The following is a 19,003-nucleotide window of genomic DNA, read 5'->3' as shown; positions in this document are numbered from 1 at the left end:
TAACGAGGGGGTCGAGCCGATGGGGCGCGGCCGAGCGAAGGCCAAGCAGACACGCGTGGCCCGTGAGCTCAAGTACAGCTCACCGAACACCGACCTCTCCGCGCTCCAGCGCGAGTTGGCCGGTTCACCGTCGTCGTCGTACACCGCTCCTCACCGGGCGACCGACGACGATGACGAGGACGACGAGTACACCGACCGCTGGGCGGACGACGACTCGGACGACGACTGGGCCACCAGCCGTTGATCCGGGTGCGCCCGCACCCGTCGGTCTGACCGCACGACACCGCCGCCCCCTCGGGGGCGGCGGTGTCGTTGCGCGTGCTCCTGCTGCCGCCGGCCCCCCGGGTCCGGCGGCTCCCCGTGCCGGCTGGCAGCGGGCTCAGCGGTAGCTGCCGACCAGCCGTGCAGCGGTGTCGGTCGAGCGCTCCTGCACGCTGCCCGCGACCCAGGCCGGGACCCCGCGCGCGGACAGCGCCGCGACCGCCTCGTCGGCGACCTCCGGGGCCACCGCGGCGACCATGCCGACGCCGCAGTTGAAGGCCCGCTCGGACTCCGTGCGCGGCACCCCGTGCTCCTCGAGCAGGCGCACGGCCGCCGGCAGCGCCCAGGTGCCCCGGTCGAGGACGGCCTCCAGGCCGTCGGGGACGACGCGGGCGGTGTTGCCGGCCAGGCCACCGCCGGTGATGTGCGCGTAGGCGTGCACGCCGTCGACGCCGAACCGCTCCACGAGGGCCAGGCAGTCGAGCGCGTAGATGCGGGTGGGCTCCAGCAGCTCCTCGCCCAGCGGCCGGCCCAGGCCGGCCGGGGTGGCGTGCAGGTCGAGCCCCGCGGCGGCGACCACGCGGCGGACCAGCGAGTAGCCGTTGGAGTGGAAGCCGGAGGACGCCATCGCGATGACGGCGTCGCCGTCCCGGACCCGCTCCGGGCCCAGGACCGCGTCGGCCTCGACGACGCCCACGGCGGTGGCGGCCAGGTCGTAGTCGTCGGCGCCCATTAGGTCGCCGTGCTCGGCGGTCTCCCCGCCGACCAGCGCCGCGCCGGCCAGCGTGGCACCGGTGGCGATGCCGGTGACGATCGCCGCGATGCGCTCGGGCACCACCCGGCCACAGGCGACGTAGTCCTGCAGGAACAGCGGCTCGGCGCCGCAGGCCACCAGGTCGTCGACGACCATCGCGACCAGGTCGATCCCGACGGTGTCGTGGCGGTCGAGGGCGCGGGCCAGCGCGATCTTGGTCCCCACGCCGTCGGTGGAGGAGGCCAGCAGCGGCCTGCGGTACCTGGTCGTGTCGAGGGCGAACAGGCCGGCGAACCCGCCGAGGCCGCCGACGACCTCCGGGCGGTTGGTCTTCTCCACCGCCGCCCGCATCAGCGTGACGGCGCGCTCCCCCGCGTCGATGTCGACGCCGGAGGCGGCGTAGGTGAACTCGCTGCCGTTGCTCACGGGCGGGTCAGGGCGTCGTCGGCACCGCCGGGCACGGTGGCGCTGCCGGCCTGCTGGCCGGTCCAGCCGCTGACCGCACGCGTGGCGTCCACCCGGCGGCCGATGCCCTCCAGCAGGTGCTTGCCCAGCACCTCGGTCTCGCCGAGCGGGATCGGGTACTGGCCGGTGAAGCACGCGGTGCACAGCCGGGTGGCCGGCTGCTCGGTGGCGGCGATGAGGCCCTGCTCGGAGACGTAGGCCAGCGAGTCGGCGTTGATGGAGGCGCGCACGCCGTCGACGTCCAGGCCGTTGGCGATCAGCTCCGCGCGGCTGGCGAAGTCGATGCCGTAGAAGCACGGCCACTTCACCGGCGGCGAGGAGATCCGCACGTGCACCTCGACCGCGCCGGCCTCGCGCAGCATGCGGATCAGCGCCCGCTGCGTGTTGCCCCGCACGATCGAGTCGTCGACGACGACCAGCCGCTTGCCGCGGATGACGTCGCGCAGCGGGTTGAGCTTGAGCCGGATGCCCAGCTGGCGGATCGTCTGCGACGGCTGGATGAAGGTGCGGCCGACGTAGGAGTTCTTGACCAGGCCGAGCCCGTAGGGGATCCCGCTGGCCTCGGCGTACCCGACCGCGGCCGGCGTGCCGGACTCGGGGACCGGGATGACCAGGTCTGCGTCGACCGGGTGCTCCTTGGCCAGCCGCCGGCCGATCTCGACGCGCGCGGCGTGCACCCCGCGGCCGCCGATCGTCGTGTCGGGGCGGGCGAGGTAGACGTACTCGAAGACGCAGCCCTTGGGCTCGGCCGCCGCGAAGTGCTGGCTGCGCAGGCCGTCCTCGTCGATGGCGATGAGCTCACCCGGCTCGACCTCGCGCACGATCGAGGCGCCCACGATGTCCAGGGCCGCCGTCTCGCTGGCCACCACCCAGCCACGCTCGAGCCGGCCGAGGACCAGGGGTCGCACGCCCTGCGGGTCGCGGGCGGCGTACAGGGTGGTCTCGTCCATGAAGGTGAAGCTGAAGGCGCCGCGCAGCTGCGGCAGCACCTCCATGGCGGCGGCCTCGACCGAGAGGTCGGGCCGGGCGGCGATCAGCGCGGTCACCAGGTCGGAGTCGGTGGTGGAGCTGAAGGCGCCCCGCACCCCGCTGTCGGCGGCCTTGGCGGCCAGCTCCGCGGTGTTCACCAGGTTGCCGTTGTGGCACAGCGCCAGGCCGGTGCCGGCGTCGGTGGTGCGGAAGGTGGGCTGGGCGTTCTCCCACGTCGACGCACCGGTCGTGGAGTAGCGGGTGTGCCCCACGGCCAGGTGCCCGTGCAGGCTGCCCAGGGTGGCCTCGTCGAAGACCTGGCTGACCAGCCCGAGGTCCTTGTAGACGACGACCGAGGCACCGTCGGAGACCGCGATCCCGGCCGCCTCCTGACCGCGGTGCTGCAGGGCGTAGAGACCGAAGTAGGTGAGCTTCGCGACCTCCTCCCCCGGCGCCCAGACACCGAAGACGCCGCACGCGTCCTGGGGGCCGGGAGACTGGGGGTCGAGGTCGTGCGTCAGCCGTCCATCACCGCGAGGCACGGTGTCCACGGTACCGGGGCGGCGGCCGCTGCCCGCGAGCCGCGGGGTGACCGTGCCCACGTCCGGCCCGGCCCGCGCGGGTCGTCAGGAACCCGGGCGGGGACCGGCGCGTTGGTCTCCGGCCGTGTCCGTCCGTCTCGGAGGTGCCCGTGCCCGCCGTCCTGCCCGCCGCCCCGCCCACCGTGCTCCCCGCTCTGCCGCGCGTCGCGGACCAGGCCGAGCGGCTGATCGCCCTCGGTGCGCACGAGGTGGCCGGGCTGTCCGCCCAGGACCTGCGCGGCTGCGCTGCCCGCGTCCGGGACGACGGCGCGCTCCTCGTCCTGTCGCCGCAGCTGGCACCGGTCTCGGCGCTCGCGCCGCTGCTGGAGGTCGGCGGTCGCCGCGGGTTCGTCGTCGCCGACATGACCGACGTCGACGCGTTCGCCCCGATCGAGCAGGTCGGCCTGCCCGGCGGGCCGCTCTACCTGGTCGAGCAGCCCGACCGCGGCGACGCCATGGCGAACTGGAGCCCCGACGAGGCGCTGCCGGCGATCACCGGCGCGGACCGGACGCCGCTGACCCTCGGGGAGGGGCTGCACTGGGTGCTGCAGGCTCCGGGGGTCCTCGACCGCAACCACTGCTTCATGACGATCGGCTCGCGGCGGCGGAGGCCCGACGGGCGGCTCGACGCCCGGACGCCGGCGCTGTGGATCAGCAACGGGACCGGCCGCGACGGCCGCGAGCGGCGGCACGCCCCCAAGGTCGGCTGGTGCTGGGCCGGCAACCGGCACACGTGGCTGGGCTTCGCCTCCGCCCGGCGCCGCGCGCCGGTCACCTGAGAGCGCCGCTCCGCCCCACCTCCCGCGTGCGGGAGGTGGGGCGGAGGGGGTCGCTCAGTGGATGTTGTCGGTCTCGGCGGCGACGGTGGTGTCGTCGCCGTGGCCGGTCTTCACCACGGTGTCACCGTGCAGCGTCAGCAGCCGCGCCCTGATGGAGTTCAGGATCGTCGGCTTGTCGCTGTAGGACCGCCCGGTGGCGCCGGGACCGCCGCAGAACAGCGTGTCGCCGGTGAACACCGTGTTCAGGTCCGGGGCGTGCAGACAGGTGCTGCCCGGCGAGTGGCCGGGGGTGTGCAGCGCCGTCAGGGTCGTCCCGGCGACGGTGAAGGTCGTCCCCTCGGTCAGCTCGTCGTCCGGCGCGGCGTCCGGGTGGACGACGTCCCACAGCATCCGGTCCTGCGGGTTGAACCAGATCGGCGCCCCGGTGGCCTCGCGCAGCGCGACCGCGGCGGTGATGTGGTCGTTGTGCCCGTGGGTGAGCACGATCGCCGTCACCCTGCGTCCGCCGACCGCCTCGAGGATCGGTGCGGCGTCGTGCGGGGCGTCGATGACGAGCACCTCGCTGTCGTCGCCGACCAACCAGACGTTGTTGTCGACGTCGAAGTCCTGGCCGTCGAGGCTGAAGACCCCGCTGACGACGGTCTTGTCGATGCGAGCGCTCACTTGAAGACGACCACCGAACGCAGCACCTCGCCGTGGTGCATCTTCTCGAAGGCGGCGTCGACGTCGTCGATGCCGATCGTCTCGGAGACGAAGTCGTCGAGCGGGAAGCGGCCCTGCAGGTACAGGTCGATGAGCATCGGGAAGTCGCGGCTGGGCAGGCAGTCGCCGTACCAGGAGGACTTCGTCGCACCGCCGCGGCCGAAGACCTCGATCAGCGGCAGCTCGATCGTCATGTCCGGGGTCGGGACGCCCACCAGGATGACGCGGCCGGCCAGGTCGCGGGCGTAGAAGGCCTGCTCGAACACCGCGGGGTGGCCGACGGCGTCGATGGCGACGTCCACACCGAAGCCGCCGGTGTGGCCCTTGATCGCCTCCACCGCGTCGGTGTTCTTGCTGTTGACGGTGTGGGTGGCGCCGAACTTCTTGGCCCACTCCAGCTTCCGGTCGTCGATGTCGACGGCGATGATCGTCGTCGCGCCGGCCAGCTTCGCGCCGGCGATCGCGGCGTCACCGACGCCGCCGCAGCCGAACACCGCCACGCTCTCGCCGCGCTTGACCGCACCGGTGTTGATCGCGGCGCCGACGCCGGCCATGACGCCGCAGCCGAGCAGGCCGGCGGCGGTCGGCGGGGCGGCCGGGTCGACCTTGGTGCACTGGCCGGAGTGGACCAGCGTCTTCTCCACGAACGCGCCGATGCCCAGCGCCGGGGACAGCTCGGTGCCGTCGGCCAGGGTCATCTTCTGCGTGGCGTTGTGGGTGTTGAAGCAGTACTGCAGCTCGCCCTTGCGGCAGGCGCGGCACTCGCCGCACACCGCGCGCCAGTTGAGGACCACGTAGTCGCCGACGGCGACGTTGGTGACGCCCTCGCCGACGGCGGAGACCACGCCGGCGGCCTCGTGGCCCAGCAGGAACGGGAACTCGTCGTTGATGCCGCCCTCGCGGTAGTGCAGGTCGGTGTGGCAGACGCCGCACGCCTGGATGTCCACGACCGCCTCACCCGGGCCGGGGTCGGGGACGATGATCGTCTCGACGGTGACCGGAGCACCCTTGCTGCGGGCGACGACGCCCTTCACCTCATAGGCCATGCGGGCAGCCTAGAACGGGGCCGGAACGCCTCCGCGCCCACTCCCGGGACGTGGAAGCCACCCCTCAGGTGGTTGAGTTCGCAACGGAACGGTCACGGTCACCGCGCGGTGCGGCCCGGCCGGACGTACGGTTCCCCGGGTTTCGTGAGCCTGTGCACCCGATGCACCCCGGGACCCCGGGGGCACCCCTCGACCGGAGGTCCGTCCGTGGCAGTACCGAGTTTCCTGGCGCGTGAGCGCATCGTGGCCCGACCGGGGTTCAACCGGTGGCTCATCCCGCCCGCCGCCCTGGCGGTGCACCTGTGCATCGGCCAGGCGTACGCGACCAGCGTCTACAAGACGGCACTGGTCGAGGACTTCGGCACGAGCCAGACGGCGATCGGCATCGTCTTCTCGATCGCCATCGTCATGCTGGGCCTCTCCGCCGCCCTCTTCGGCACGTGGGTGGACCGCAACGGTCCCCGCGCGGCGATGTTCGTGTCGGCCTGCTTCTGGGTGACCGGCTTCCTGGTGGGCGGGCTCGGCATCGAGACCCGCCAGCTGTGGCTGCTGTACCTGGGCTACGGCGTCATCGGGGGCATCGGTCTGGGCATCGGCTACATCTCGCCGGTCTCCACGCTGATCAAGTGGTTCCCGGACCGCCCTGGCCTGGCCACCGGCATGGCGATCATGGGCTTCGGCGGTGGCGCGCTGATCGCCTCGCCGCTGTCCCGGCAGCTGATGAGCTGGTACGACCCGGCCTACGACCCGGGCACCGCCGGCTCCGTGCCGAACGGGGGCGCCGTCTCGGCGCTGTTCTTCACCTTCGCCGCGGTCTACCTGGTCTTCATGATGTTCGGGGCCTTCCTCGTGCGGGTCCCGGCCGACGACTGGAAGCCGGCCGGCTTCGACCCGTCATCGGTCAAGCAGAAGGCGCTGGTCACCACCGAGAGCGTGTCGGCCAACAACGCCATCCGGACGCCGCAGTTCTGGCTGCTGTGGGTGGTGCTGTTCTGCAACGTCACCGCGGGGATCGGGATCCTCGAGCAGGCCAGCCCGATGATCCAGGACTTCTTCCGCACCGGGGAGACCTCGACCGTCGCCGCCACCGCGGCCGCGGGCTTCGTCGGCGTCCTGTCGCTGTTCAACATGGGCGGCCGCTTCGTGTGGTCCTCGACGTCGGACTTCATCGGCCGCAAGCCGATCTACATGGTCTACCTGGGCGTCGGGCTGGTGCTCTACGTCCTGCTGGCGACCGTCGGCAGCAGCGCCACCTGGGTGTTCGTCATCCTGGCCGCGATCATCATCTCGTTCTACGGCGGCGGGTTCGCCACCGTCCCGGCCTACCTGCGTGACCTCTTCGGCACCTACCAGGTCGGCGCCATCCACGGCCGGCTGCTCACCGCGTGGTCGGCCGCCGGCGTCGCCGGGCCGCTGATCGTCAACAGCGTGCTCGACACCCAGGGCGAGCCCGGTTCGCTGGTCGCGGCCAACTACCGGCCGGCCCTGTTCATCATGGTCGGCCTGCTCGCGGTCGGCTTCGTCGCCAACCTGCTGGTCCGCCCGGTCTCCAGCAAGTGGCACGAGCCGCAGCGCCGGACCGCCGCCACCCCGACCCCCGAACGGAGCGCCGCCCGATGAGTTCACCCGCCCGAGAACAGCAGCAGACCCACACCCCGGTGGGGCTGATCGCCTTCGCCTGGACGCTGGTCGGCGTCCCCCTGGCCTACGGGCTCTACCAGACGGTGAAGACCGCGCTCACCCTCTTCACCGGCTGACCGATCCCGCGCTCCCCACGACGCCCCGTCCGCTGCTGCAGCGGGCGGGGCGTCGTGCTGTGCGGATCGGCCCCCCGGGTCAACTCTCGCGCCGGCCGAGCGGCGGCAGCGGCAGGTGGGCCGACAGGTCGGCGCGGTTGCCACTGGCGGTGAGCAGTCCGTCGGCCACGGCGGTCGCCCAGTCGAGCCGGCCGCTGGCCAGCCGCAGCCAGGTGGCGGCGTCGGTCTCCACCACGTTCGGCGGGGTGCCGCGGGTGTGCCGCGGCCCGGGCACGCACTGGACGGCGACGTGCGGGGGCACCCGCAGCTCGACCGAGCGCCCGGGCACCTGCTGGGCCAGCCAGCGGGCGCTGGTCTTCACCGCGGCGCCGACCACCGACCGGGGCGGCTGCTCGGCCTCCCCCGCCAGCCAGGCCAGCGTGGGCGCCAGCGCCCCCCGCAGCTCCTCGGCGGAGATCGGCGCGGGCATCAGCTGGTCGGGACGGTCCCCGCCGGGACGGTGCCCACCGTGGCCTCGGGGGTGCCGAACAGCGCGGGCAGCGTGGCGCTCCACGCGGCGCGCAGCTCGGCCAGTGGCAGCTCGCCCACGCCGTCGACCGCGAGCACGTCGCCGCCCGTCGTCCCCAGCTCGGTGACGGGGACCCCGGCCGCCTCGGCGGCGGTGCGCACCGCCGCCGGGTCGGCCGTCGTGACGACCGCGCGGGCCGCCGACTCGCTGAACAGCGCGGTGAACGGGTCGTCACCGACGCCCAGGCGGGCGCCGAGGCCGTACCGCAGCGCGGACTCGGCCAGCGCCTGGGCGAGGCCACCGTCGGCGAGGTCGTGCGCCGAGCCGACCAGCCCGTCGCGGGCCAGCGCGGCCAGCAGCTCGCCGAGCGACCGCTCCGCCGCGAGGTCGACCGCCGGCGGTCGGCCGCCGAGGTGGCCGTGCACGACCGACGCCCACGCGGACCCGCCGAACTCCGGCCGGGTCTCGCCGAGCAGCAGCACCGTCTCCCCCGGCGTCCGCCAGCCGGTGGGGACCCGCGTGCGGACGTCGTCGTGCACGCCGAGGACGCCGATGACCGGGGTCGGGTTGATCGGCACGTCGCCGGTCTGGTTGTAGAGGCTCACGTTGCCGCCGGTGACCGGCAGGCCGAGCTCGCGGCAGGCGTCGGCGAGGCCGCGGACTGCCTCGGCGAACTGCCACATCACCTCGGGCTCCTCCGGGGAGCCGAAGTTCAGGCAGTTGGTGACCGCCAGCGGCCGGGCGCCGCTCACCGCCACGTTGCGGTAGGCCTCGGCCAGGTTCAGCTGCGCACCGGTGTACGGGTCCAGCCGGGCGTAGCGGCCGTTGCCGTCCAGCGCCAGGGCGATGCCGCGGGAGCTGCGCTCGTCGATGCGGACCACGCCGGCGTCGTCGGGCTGGGCCAGCACGGTGTTGCCGCGGACGTAGCGGTCGTACTGCTCGGTGACCCACGACTTGTCCGCGCCGTCCGGGCTGGCGACGACGGCCAGCCAGTGCGCGGTGAGCTCCTCCGGCGTCCGCGGGCGCGCCAGCGCGGCCGGGTCGTCGGCCTGCAGCGCGTCGAGGTCGGCCGGGCGGGCCATCGGCCGCTCGTAGACCGGGCCCTCGTGCGCGACGGTCCGCGGCGGGACGTCGACGATGCGCTCGCCGTGCCAGTCGACGGTCAGCCGGTCGCCGTCGGTGACCTCACCGATGACGGTGGCCAGCACGTCCCACTTGCGGCAGACGGCGAGGAAGGCGTCGACCTTGCCCGGTTCGACGATGGCGCACATGCGCTCCTGCGACTCGCTCATCAGGATCTCGGCCGGGGTGAGCGTCGAGTCGCGCAGCGGCACGGTGTCCAGGTCGACGTGCATGCCGCCGGTGCCGGCGCTGGCCAGCTCGGACGTCGCGCAGGAGAGGCCGGCGCCGCCGAGGTCCTGGATGCCGGTGACCAGGTCGGCGGCGAAGATCTCCAGGCACGCCTCGATGAGCAGCTTCTCGGTGAACGGGTCCCCGACCTGCACGCTGGGCCGCTTCGCCGGGCCCTCGGCGTCGAAGGTCTCGCTGGCCAGCACCGAGACCCCGCCGATGCCGTCGCCGCCGGTGCGCGCCCCGAACAAGATCACCTTGTTGCCGACACCCTCGGCCTTGGCCAGCCGGACGTCCTCGTGCCGCATGACGCCGACGCACAGCGCGTTGACCAGCGGGTTGCCCACGTAGCAGTCGTCGAACAGCAGCTCGCCGCCGATGTTGGGCAGGCCCAGGCAGTTGCCGTAGCCGCCCACGCCCGCGACGACGCCGGGCAGCACGCGCGCGGTGTCGGGGGCGTCGGCCCGGCCGAAGCGCAGGCTGTCCATGACGGCGATCGGGCGGGCGCCCATCGTCAGGATGTCGCGCACGATGCCGCCGACCCCGGTGGCCGCGCCCTGGTAGGGCTCGACGTAGCTGGGGTGGTTGTGCGACTCGACCTTGAAGGTGACCGCGTAGCCGTCGCCGACGTCGACGACGCCGGCGTTCTCGCCGATGCCGACCAGCAGCGCGTCGCTCGGCGGCAGGTCACCGAAGCGGCGCAGGTGCACCTTGCTCGACTTGTAGGAGCAGTGCTCGCTCCACATCACCGAGTACATGGCCAGCTCGGCGGTGGTGGGCCGGCGGCCGAGGATGTCCCTGATGCGGGTGTACTCGTCGGCCTTGAGGCCCAGCTCGGTCCAGGGCTGCTCGTCGTCGGGGGTCTGCCCGGCCCGCTCGACGGTGTCGATCTGAGTCACGCGCTGACGACCGCCTTCAGGACGCTGGTGAAGAAGCCGAGCCCGTCGGTGCTCGGGCCGGTGAGGTCCTCCACGGCGTGCTCGGGGTGCGGCATCAGGCCGACGACCCGGCCGTCGGCGCTGGTCACCCCGGCGATGTCGCGCATCGAGCCGTTCGGGTTGCCCTCGACGTACCGGACGGCGACCCGGCCCTCGCCCTCGATGCGGTCGAGGTCGGCGGGCGCGGCGACGTAGCGGCCCTCGCCGTTCTTCACCGGGACGACGATCCGCTGGCCGGCCTCGTAGGACGCCGTCCACGCGGTGTCCTCGCGCTCGATGCGCAGCGCCTGGTCGCGGTTGCGGAAGTGCAGGTGGCCGTTGCGGGTCAGCGCGCCGGGCAGCAGGCCGGCCTCGCAGAGCACCTGGAAGCCGTTGCAGATGCCGAGGACCGGCATGCCCTTGCGGGCGCGGTCGACGACGTCGGCCATCATCGGCGCCCGCGCGGCGATCGCACCCGCGCGCAGGTAGTCACCGTAGGAGAAACCCCCGGGGAGGACGACGGCGTCGACGTCCTTGAGGTCGTGCTCGGCGTGCCAGAGCGCGACCGGCTCCGCGCCGGCCAGCCGCACCGCGCGCGCGGCGTCGACGTCGTCCAGGGAGCCCGGGAAGGTGATGACACCGATGCGCACAGCGGTTCCGTTCAGTCGGTCGGGAGGTGCAGCTCGACGTCCTCGATGACGGGGTTGGCCAGCAGCGTCTCGGCGATCTGCTTCAGCTCCGCCTCGTCCGGCGTCCCGTCGACCTCGAGCACGAAGTGCTTGCCCTGGCGGACGCTGCGGACGCTGTCGTGGCCGAGCCGGCCCAGCGCTCCCAGCACCGCCTGCCCCTGGGGGTCGGAGATCTCCGGCTTGAGGACGACGTCGACGACCACCTGGGGCACGACGTCGAGGGTACCGGGGTGGCGTGGCCCACTGGCCGGGGTGCGGGTGATGCTGCTCTCCCCAGCGCGAGATCGGCGGTCTCGTGGCGATCAGCGGCTGATGACCACGAGACCGGCGATGTCACTGGCGCAGCGCCCGGCGGATCTCCGCCACGACCTCGTGCGGCCTGCCCAGGACGTCGGCGGAGGTGAACCGCAGCACCGTCCACCCCGCCGCGACGAGCCGGTTCTGGCGGCGCAGGTCGTTGACGAAGACGTCCCGCTCGCGGTGGACGTCGCCGTCGAACTCCACGATGACGCGCAGGTCCGGCCAGGCGAGGTCGGCGCGAGCGAGCGGACGCCCGTCCACGCCTCGCACGACGTGCTGCAGCACCGGCGACGGCAGGCCGGCCGCGTGGAGGAGCCAGCGCAGCACCGACTCCATCGGCGACTCGGCCAGCGGGTCCGCCACCGGGAGCACCTCCCGGGCGCGCGCCGATCCGCGCCCCCCGGGGCGTCGGCGCAGCTGCTGCTCGAGGGCCGCCGCGGTGCACCAGCGACCGAGCAGCTGGTCGGTCACGGCGAGCAGCGCCGCGGGCTGCAGGACGCCGGCCAGGTCGCGCCAGGTGCGCTCCGGAGTGGTGACCGGCACCGCCCCGCGCCGCGTGGTGTCGTCCTCGGGCAGCGGGGTGCGGTGCACCCTCCGGTCCCGTCGGCTCTCCGAGCGCGAGGTCATCGGAACCGTGAGGTCGACGCGGCGGTCGGCCCTGTCCTGCAGCGGGATGTCCAGGCCCCAGAGTGCTGCAGCGGTCGCGTGGCTGGCGACGGTCCCCGGCGGTGACGTCAGCAGGACGGCCGCGACGCGGGCGCTCATCTCGTTCGACAGCGCTCGAGGCAGGTAGGTGTCCCGCGAGAGCGGCTCGACGTCGGCATGCCGCAGTTGCCAGTCGCGGATGCCGGCAGCCCGTGCACCCGCCCTGGTCGCCGGGCCGGTGAGACGGGACCGGACACGACGGGTGGGCACTCGGGCACTCTGGCCCAGCAGGCGCCGGTGGCGCTGCGGCCGTCCACAGCCCCCGCGCGAGATCGGCGGTCTCGTGGCGATCAGCGGCTGATGACCACGAGACCGGCGATCTCGCGCAGGTCGTGACCGGCCGCGTCAGGGAGAGACCAGCGACCAGACGGCCTCGGGGGTCTCCCAGTGGGCGTTGTGGCCGGCGCCGTCGAGGAGCACCGCGTCCGGGTCGACCCGCCGCATCGCGGCCAGGCCGACCATCGGGTCCGCGGCCCCGGCGGCCAGCCGCAGCGGGGCGACCGCCCGCGACAGGACCTCCTCCACCGACGGACCCACGGCGCCGAACGCACGCGGGTCGAGGGCCGCCGCGAACCCGCCGTCCGCCTCGCGCACGCCCGCCCGCGCGACCGGGTCGTCCGGCGCGACCAGTCCGCTGAGCCCGGCGAGCCGCAGGTGCCGGTCCGCGGCTTCGGCGGCGGTCGGGAAGACCTGCGGCGGGCGGGCCGCCATCACCCTGGCCCGCGCCTCCTCGTCGACGGTCCAGTCGATCTTGACGCCGACGGCGACCACGCGGGCCACCTCGACGCCGTACCAGCCGCCGGCCAGCACCGCGCCGACGACGCCGCCGAAGGAGTGCCCGAGCACGGTCACCCGGCCGGCGCCGAGAGCCACGGCCAGCGAGGCCACGTCGGCCGCGTGCACCGCGTACCCGTACGGCGGCTCGGTCACCGACCGCCCGTGGCCCCGCAGGTCGGGCACCGCCCAGGACCCCGGCCACGACGCCTCGACCAGCGGCAGCAGCCGGTCCCAGACCGCGCCGGTGGCGCCCAGCCCGTGCAGCAGCAGGAGCAGGTCGTCCCCGGACCCGCCGGACCGGTAGGAGATCCCCGCGCGCGTCAGTGGCACGTCAGCGGAACGTAGTGCCCGTCAGCTCCTCGTAGGCGGTCACGTAGCGCTCGCGGGTCGCCTCGACCACGTCGGCGGGCAGCTCCGGCGGCGGGGAGACCCGGTCCCAGCCGGACGCCGTCAGCCAGTCACGGACGAACTGCTTGTCGTACGAGGGCTGCGCCGCCCCCGGCGACCAGGTGATCGCCGGCCAGAAGCGCGACGAGTCGGGGGTGAGCACCTCGTCGCCGAGGGTCAGCCGGCCCTGGGCGTCCAGACCGAACTCGAACTTGGTGTCGGCCAGGATGATCCCGGCCTCCGCCGCGATCTCCGCGCCGCGCCGGTACAGGGCCAGCGTGAGCGCGCGCAGCTCGGCGGCCCGGTCCGCGCCGACGGCGGTCTCGACCGCGGCGAAGTCGATCGCCTCGTCGTGCTCGCCCACCTCTGCCTTGGTGGACGGCGTGAACACCGGCTCGGGCAGCTGCGAGCCCTCGACCAGACCGGCCGGCAGCGCGACGTCCCGGATGGCGCCGGACCGCTGGTACTCCACGGTGCCCGACCCGGACAGGTAGCCGCGCGCCACGCACTCCACCGGCAGCATCGACAGCCGCCGCACGAGCATCGCCCGCCCGGCCACCTCGCCGGGCACGTCGGACGCCGACACCAGGTGGTGCGCCGCGCCGAACTGCTCCAGCACCGGCTCCAGCTGCCCGAACCACCACACCGACAGCGCGGTGAGCACCCGCCCCTTGTCCGGGATCGGCGTCGGCAGCACGTGGTCGTAGGCCGAGATGCGGTCGGAGGCGACCAGCAGCAGCCGGTCGGCGCCGGCGTCGTAGATCTCGCGCACCTTGCCGCGCGCCACCAGGGGCAGGTCGAGGCTCATGACAGGGCGGCCAGCCGCTCGAACAGCGGGTCCAGGTCGGCCACGTACCGCTCCGGCCGGCAGATCTCGTCCAGCCGGGCCTCGTCGAGGGTCACGCCGGACGCCGCCGCCCGCTGCCGCAGCGTCTCGCGGAACGGCGTCCCGGTGTTCCACGTCTCCATGGCCGCGGACTGCACGAGCGCGTACGCGTCCTCGCGGGACAGCCCGCCCTCGACCACCTCGAGCAGCACCGACGAGGTGTAGATCAGCCCGCCGGTGGACTCCAGGTTGGCCCGCATCCGGTCGGCGTCCACCACGAGGCCCTCCACCAGACCGGTGGTCAGGTGCAGCAGGTAGTCGGTGGTGATCGCGGCGTCGGGCAGGAAGACGCGCTCGGTCGAGGAGTGCGAGATGTCCCGCTCGTGCCACAGCGGGATGCCCTCCATCACCGGGACGACGGCGGCGCGGACGACGCGGGCGAGCCCGGCGATGCGCTCGGAGCGGATCGGGTTCTTCTTGTGCGGCATGGCGCTGGAGCCCTTCTGGCCGGAGCCGAAGGCCTCCGACAGCTCGCGCACCTCGGTCCGCTGGCCGTGGCGCACCTCCAGCGCGACCGTCTCGCAGACCGTGGCGATGATCGCCAGCGCCGCCACCCACTCGCTGACCGAGTCGCGCAGCACCACCTGGGTGGAGGCGTCGGCCGGGCGCAGGTCCAGCGCCTCGGCGACGGCGACCTCCACCGACGGGTCGATCAGCGAGTACGTGCCGACGGCGCCGGAGATGGCGACGACGCCGACCCGCTCACGGGCCGCCCGCAGCCGGTCGCGCGAGCGGGCCGCGGCGAAGGCGATGTCGGCGACCCGGTGGCCCCACACGTCGGGCTCGGCGTGCACACCGTGGGTGCGGCCGACCTTGATCGTGTGCCGGTGAGCCAGCGCGTGGTCGCGCAGCACCGCGACCAGCCGGTCCATCCGGGCCAGCAGCAGGTCGGTGGCCTCGGTCAGCTGCACCGCCAGCGCGGTGTCCAGCAGGTCCGACGAGGTCATGCCGTGGTGCACGTACGCCGCGGCCGACCGCGGCTCGGTGTTGTCCGCCCACGCGGTGAGGAAGGCGATGACGTCGTGCTGCGTCGTCTCCTCGATCTCCGCGACCCGCTCGGGGGTCGGCGGCGCCGCCTTGCGCACGGGCTCCACGACGTCGGCGGGCACCCGCCCGGCCGCCGCGTGCGCCTCCAGCACCAGGGTCTCGACCCGGCACCACAGCTCGTACTTGTGCTGGTCGCTCCAGACCCGCCCCATCGCGGGGAGCGTGTACCGCTCGATCATCGGGGTACCGCCCGCCACCGGTCAGCTCGTCGCACCACGGGGACAGTCTCCCCGTAGGGCTAGCGTGATCATCGACGACCCCTACTGCCCGCCGGAGGTCCCCGTGCTGCGTCGGGCATCCCACCTGCTCGAGCGGGCGCGCGAGCGCATCCGCGCCGCCGCCGAGCACGACCCGCACGGGTGGCCGGAGCGGGACGACGACCGCGCGATCCTCGTCCGCGACGACGACGTCGCCACCGAGCCCCCCGCCGACCTGCCGGCGGGGGACGACGCGGCACAGCCGCCCCTGGGCAGCCCCCAACCGGGCGCCCCCGACCTCGACGGGCCGATCGGCCCCGGCGGGGTGAGCGGGCCCCCGGCCGGCGGCCGCCCGCACCGCAACGGCCGGCACGCCCGCCGGCTCACTGGCGCCGACCGCCGGACCAGCGACGACGCCGTCGTCCCGACCGGGCTGCGGATCGCGGCCGCGTGGTCGTGGCGGCTGATCGTGGTGATCGCCGGCATCTACGTGCTGCTCTACGCCGCGGCCTACGTCGCCGTCGTCGTCGTCCCGGTGTTCGTGGCGCTGCTGCTCTCCGCCCTGCTCCAGCCCGGCGCCGCGGCGCTCGTGCGGCACGGCTGGCCCCGGTCGCTGGCCGCGCTGACCATGCTCATCGTCGGGCTCGCCGTCGTCGCCGGGATCATCACGCTGGTCGTCGAGCGGTTCACCGCCGGGTTCTCCGACCTGGCCGACCAGGTCAACCAGGGCCTCACCCAGGTGCGCGACTTCGTCGTCGACAGCTTCCCCGTGTCCCAGCGGCAGATCGACGAGGCGCTGACCGCCGCGCAGGACGCGCTGGTGGCCAACCAGGACACCCTCACCTCGGGGGCGCTCACCACCGCGGCGACGGTGGGCGAGGTCTTCACCGGGATCGTCCTCGCGCTGTTCACGCTGTTCTTCTTCCTCAAGGACGGCCGGTCCATCTGGCTGTGGCTGATCGGCCTGTGCCCCGCCGACGCCCGCGCCTACGTCGACGAGGCCGCCCGCCGCTCCTGGCGGACGCTGATCTCCTACGTGCGCGCGACCGTCGCCGTGGCCCTGGTCGACGCGCTCGGCATCGGCATCGGCCTGGCGATCCTCGGCGTGCCGCTGGTCATCCCGCTGGCCGCGCTGGTGTTCCTCGGCGCGTTCATCCCCATCATCGGGTCGTTCCTCGCCGGCTCGGTGGCGGTGCTGGTCGCGTTGGTGTCCAAGGGCCCGATCACCGCGCTCATCGCGCTGGCCATCGTGGTCGCGGTCATGCAGCTGGAGGGGCACGTCCTGCAGCCGCTGCTGCTGGGCCGGGCGGTGCGGGTGCACCCGCTGGCCGTCGTCCTGGCGATCGCCGCGGGCCTGCTGGTGGCCGGCATCTTCGGCGCCCTCATCGCCGTTCCGCTCGTCGCCTGCGCGAACGTGGCCGGCACCTACCTGAGCCGGCGGCACGACGGGCCGCGGCCCCCCGAGCCACGCCCGGAGCGGGCGCGCCCGGCGGTCAGCGCCGAGTAGGAGGACCCCCTCCTCCTCACCCCTGGCACGCTCGGGGTGAGCCTCGGGACGGGGCCGAACCCTGGACGGGGCCGGAGCCGGAGTGGAACCGGGCGTGCCGGCCCTCAGCCGGCGGTGATCCGGCCCTCGACGGCGGCCAGCGCGATGTCGGTGCGCCAGTGCGCGTCGGCCAGCCGCACCCCGGCCACCCGCTCGTAGGCCAGCCGGCGGGCGGCGGTGAGGTCGTCGCCGACCGCCGTCACCGCCAGCACCCGCCCGCCGGCGGACCGGACCGTCCCGTCCGCGTCGACCGTGGTGCCCGCGTGCAGCACGCCCTCGCCGTCCGCGCCGGTGATGGGGTCGCCGGCGCGTGGCCGCTCCGGGTAGCCGGCCGCGGCGACGACGACCGTGACCGCCGCCCCGTCCCGCCAGCGCAGCGGCGGGTGGTCGGCGAGCGTGCCGGTCGCGGCGGCGTGCAGCAGGCCCGCCAGCGGGGTCTCGAGCAGCGGCAGCACGACCTGGGTCTCCGGGTCACCGAAGCGGGCGTTGAACTCCACGACCCGGACGCCGCGGGAGGTCAGCGCCAGCCCGGCGTAGAGCAGCCCGGCGAAGGGCTCACCGCGGCGGGCCATCTCGTCGACCGTCGGCTGCAGCACGGTGGCCAGCACCTCGTCGACCAGGCCCGCCGGCGCCCAGGGCAGCGGCGCGTAGGCGCCCATCCCGCCGGTGTTGGGGCCGGCGTCGCCGTCGTCGCGGCGCTTGGCGTCCTGGGCGGGGACCAGCGGCAGCACCGTCGTCCCGTCGGTGACGGCGAACAGCGACACCTCGGGCCCGTCCAGGTACTCCTCGACCAGCACCGCGCCGCCGGCCTCCAGCACGCGGTGGCCGTGCGCGACGGCGGCGTCCCGGTCGGTGGTGACGACGACGCCCTTGCCCGCGGCCAGACCGTCGTCCTTCACCACGTACGGCGCGCCCGCCTCGTCCAGGGCGGTCTCCAGCTCGGCCGGGCCGCCGACCGGCCACGACCGGGCGGTGGGCACGCCGGCGGCGGCCATCACGTGCTTGGCGAAGGACTTGCTGCCCTCCAGCTGGGCGGCCTGCTCCGACGGGCCGAAGCAGGCGATGCCGGCGTCGCGGACGGCGTCGGCGGCACCGGCCACGAGCGGCACCTCGGGGCCGACGACCACCAGGTCGGCGCCCCAGCCGGTGGCCAGCGCGGCGACGGCGACCGGATCGGCGACGTCGACCGGCGCGGCCTCGGCGAGCGCCCGCGTGCCGGCGTTGCCGGGAGCGCACGCCAGCGCGGTCACGGCGGGGTCGTTCTGCAGAGCGACGCACAGGGCGTGCTCCCGGGCACCGGAGCCGATCACGAGCACGCGCACGTCCGGCGACCCTACCGGGGCTCAGCGCGGGCGGTTCGGCTGCGCCCGGTAGGACCGGTACAGGGCGCGCACCCGGGCGTGCTCGGCGGCCCGCGCCCGCGCGTCGGAGCGCAGCGCCTGCCGCCGGGCCTCGGCCTGCAGCTTGCGCCAGGCGGTGTAGCGGGCGGGGTCCAGCCGGCCCTCGGCGATCGCCCCGGCGACGGCGCACCCGGGCTCGGACCGGTGCCCGCAGTCGCGGAACCGGCACCGCCCGGCCAGCTCGGTGACGTCGGCGTAGGCGGTGTCGATGCCCTCGTCGTCCACCACACCCAGCTCCCGCATGCCGGGGGTGTCGACGAGCAGGCCGCCGCCGGGCAGCTGGTGCAGCTCGCGGGCGGTGGTGGTGTGCCGGCCGCGGCCGTCGCTCTCCCGCACCTCCGCCGTGGCGACGACCGGCGCCCCCAGCAGCGCGTTGGCCAGGCTGGACTTGCCCACCCCGGACGGCCCGACCATCGCGGCGGTGCGGCCGGGGCCGATCCGGGCGGCGACGCCGGCGAGGCCGGCCCCCGTCACCGAGCTCACCGGCAGGACGTCGACGCCGAGGGCCGCCTCGGCCACCTCCTGCACCACCGCCGGGACGTCGTCGCACAGGTCGGCCTTCGTGAGGACGACGACCGGTGCCGCCCCGCTGCCCCACGCCACCGCCAGGTAGCGCTCCACCCGCCGGGTCCGCCGCGGCCCGGTGAGGGCGTCGACGACGAGCACCGCGTCGAGGTTGGCGGCCACCACCTGCTCGCCCGACGTCCGGCCGGCCATGACGCGGGTGAACGCCGTCCGGCGGGGCAGCACCGCGACGGCGAGCTCCCCGCGCAGCGCCACCCAGTCGCCGACCGCGGGCCCGGCGTCGCCCAGCAGCGCCGACGCGGGGTGGGCGCGCAGCTCGCCGTCGGCGGTGAGCACGGTCAGGCGGCCGCGGTCGACCCGCGCGACCCGGGCCGGTGCGCACCCCGGCGGCAGCTCGGCGCCCCGCTCCGGCGTCCAGCCCAGGAGTGAGAGTTCCGTCACTCCCGCATGGTGAC

At 74.6% G+C, this 19,003-nt stretch carries 19 protein-coding genes; 5 read left to right on the top strand and 14 right to left on the bottom strand.

Annotated features, from left to right (window positions below):
* Positions 1-19: 19 nt before the first annotated feature.
* A complete protein-coding gene (locus ACI78Q_RS05985; protein ID WP_456922407.1) occupies positions 20-244 on the top strand; it encodes a DUF3073 domain-containing protein in 225 nt (74 codons plus the stop codon).
* Between the two features lie 135 nt (positions 245-379).
* On the opposite strand, the gene purM is transcribed toward ACI78Q_RS05985, so the two are convergent.
* Entirely contained in the window at positions 380-1,441 is a 1,062-nt protein-coding gene (gene purM / locus ACI78Q_RS05980; RefSeq protein ID WP_456922406.1) for a phosphoribosylformylglycinamidine cyclo-ligase, read from the bottom strand.
* Positions 1,438-2,991 carry an amidophosphoribosyltransferase gene (gene purF, locus ACI78Q_RS05975; RefSeq protein WP_456922405.1) on the bottom strand — a complete coding sequence of 518 codons (1,554 nt, stop codon included), beginning with the start codon at positions 2,989-2,991 and terminating at the stop codon, positions 1,438-1,440. The genes purM and purF overlap by 4 nt, the downstream gene beginning before the upstream one ends.
* Before the next feature lie 149 nt (positions 2,992-3,140).
* Here purF and ACI78Q_RS05970 point away from each other — a divergent pair, with 149 nt between their 5' ends.
* Positions 3,141-3,809 carry a DUF5701 family protein gene (locus ACI78Q_RS05970; protein WP_456922404.1) on the top strand — a complete coding sequence of 223 codons (669 nt, stop codon included), beginning with the start codon at positions 3,141-3,143 and terminating at the stop codon, positions 3,807-3,809.
* Positions 3,810-3,863: 54 nt separating this feature from the next.
* Here ACI78Q_RS05970 and ACI78Q_RS05965 read toward each other — a convergent pair whose 3' ends face one another.
* Positions 3,864-4,472, bottom strand: a complete 609-nt coding sequence (locus tag ACI78Q_RS05965) for an MBL fold metallo-hydrolase (RefSeq protein ID WP_456922403.1) — start codon at positions 4,470-4,472, stop codon at positions 3,864-3,866.
* On the bottom strand, positions 4,469-5,557 hold the full coding sequence (locus ACI78Q_RS05960) for an S-(hydroxymethyl)mycothiol dehydrogenase (RefSeq protein ID WP_456922402.1): 1,089 nt from the start codon (positions 5,555-5,557) through the stop codon (positions 4,469-4,471). Before ACI78Q_RS05960 ends, ACI78Q_RS05965 begins: the two co-directional genes overlap by 4 nt.
* A 207-nt stretch (positions 5,558-5,764) precedes the next feature.
* On the opposite strand from ACI78Q_RS05960, the gene ACI78Q_RS05955 reads away from it, so the two are divergent.
* Positions 5,765-7,177 (top strand): L-lactate MFS transporter, encoded by a 1,413-nt coding sequence (locus tag ACI78Q_RS05955; protein WP_456922401.1) that lies wholly within the window; start codon positions 5,765-5,767, stop codon positions 7,175-7,177.
* Complete coding sequence (locus ACI78Q_RS05950; RefSeq protein ID WP_456922400.1) at positions 7,174-7,314, top strand: MFS transporter small subunit; 141 nt, start codon at positions 7,174-7,176, stop codon at positions 7,312-7,314. Before ACI78Q_RS05955 ends, ACI78Q_RS05950 begins: the two co-directional genes overlap by 4 nt.
* A 79-nt stretch (positions 7,315-7,393) precedes the next feature.
* Here ACI78Q_RS05950 and ACI78Q_RS05945 read toward each other — a convergent pair whose 3' ends face one another.
* From ACI78Q_RS05945 to purB, 8 genes are all read right to left on the bottom strand, one after another.
* Positions 7,394-7,783 (bottom strand): sterol carrier family protein, encoded by a 390-nt coding sequence (locus tag ACI78Q_RS05945; protein WP_456922399.1) that lies wholly within the window; start codon positions 7,781-7,783, stop codon positions 7,394-7,396.
* Complete coding sequence (purL, locus tag ACI78Q_RS05940; RefSeq protein WP_456922398.1) at positions 7,783-10,071, bottom strand: phosphoribosylformylglycinamidine synthase subunit PurL; 2,289 nt, start codon at positions 10,069-10,071, stop codon at positions 7,783-7,785. The genes ACI78Q_RS05945 and purL overlap by 1 nt, the downstream gene beginning before the upstream one ends.
* Positions 10,068-10,739 carry a phosphoribosylformylglycinamidine synthase subunit PurQ gene (gene purQ / locus ACI78Q_RS05935; RefSeq protein WP_456922397.1) on the bottom strand — a complete coding sequence of 224 codons (672 nt, stop codon included), beginning with the start codon at positions 10,737-10,739 and terminating at the stop codon, positions 10,068-10,070. Before purQ ends, purL begins: the two co-directional genes overlap by 4 nt.
* 11 nt (positions 10,740-10,750) lie before the next feature.
* Complete coding sequence (purS, locus tag ACI78Q_RS05930; RefSeq protein ID WP_456922396.1) at positions 10,751-10,990, bottom strand: phosphoribosylformylglycinamidine synthase subunit PurS; 240 nt, start codon at positions 10,988-10,990, stop codon at positions 10,751-10,753.
* Between the two features lie 121 nt (positions 10,991-11,111).
* Positions 11,112-11,993 (bottom strand): endonuclease domain-containing protein, encoded by an 882-nt coding sequence (locus ACI78Q_RS05925; protein ID WP_456922395.1) that lies wholly within the window; start codon positions 11,991-11,993, stop codon positions 11,112-11,114.
* A gap of 135 nt (positions 11,994-12,128) precedes the next feature.
* Positions 12,129-12,890 (bottom strand): alpha/beta fold hydrolase, encoded by a 762-nt coding sequence (locus tag ACI78Q_RS05920; protein WP_456922394.1) that lies wholly within the window; start codon positions 12,888-12,890, stop codon positions 12,129-12,131.
* 1 nt (position 12,891) lies between these two features.
* The gene (locus tag ACI78Q_RS05915; RefSeq protein ID WP_456922393.1) at positions 12,892-13,755 is read right to left on the bottom strand and encodes a phosphoribosylaminoimidazolesuccinocarboxamide synthase; all 864 of its coding nucleotides are present in this window, start codon (positions 13,753-13,755) and stop codon (positions 12,892-12,894) included.
* Positions 13,752-15,077 (bottom strand): adenylosuccinate lyase, encoded by a 1,326-nt coding sequence (gene purB / locus ACI78Q_RS05910; RefSeq protein ID WP_456922392.1) that lies wholly within the window; start codon positions 15,075-15,077, stop codon positions 13,752-13,754. The genes ACI78Q_RS05915 and purB overlap by 4 nt, the downstream gene beginning before the upstream one ends.
* Positions 15,078-15,123: 46 nt before the next feature.
* Between purB and ACI78Q_RS05905 the strand changes: the two genes are divergently transcribed.
* Entirely contained in the window at positions 15,124-16,584 is a 1,461-nt protein-coding gene (locus ACI78Q_RS05905) for an AI-2E family transporter (RefSeq protein WP_456922391.1), read from the top strand.
* Between the two features lie 104 nt (positions 16,585-16,688).
* On the opposite strand, the gene purD is transcribed toward ACI78Q_RS05905, so the two are convergent.
* Positions 16,689-17,945, bottom strand: coding sequence for a phosphoribosylamine--glycine ligase (gene purD / locus ACI78Q_RS05900; RefSeq protein WP_456922390.1), 1,257 nt, complete (start codon positions 17,943-17,945; stop codon positions 16,689-16,691).
* Positions 17,946-17,966: 21 nt separating this feature from the next.
* Positions 17,967-18,989, bottom strand: a complete 1,023-nt coding sequence (gene rsgA / locus ACI78Q_RS05895; RefSeq protein ID WP_456922389.1) for a ribosome small subunit-dependent GTPase A — start codon at positions 18,987-18,989, stop codon at positions 17,967-17,969.
* Positions 18,990-19,003 lie beyond the last annotated feature (14 nt).

The organism is Geodermatophilus sp. SYSU D00705 (assembly GCF_054050135.1).
This window is presented reverse-complemented; position numbering and strand designations above follow the sequence as displayed.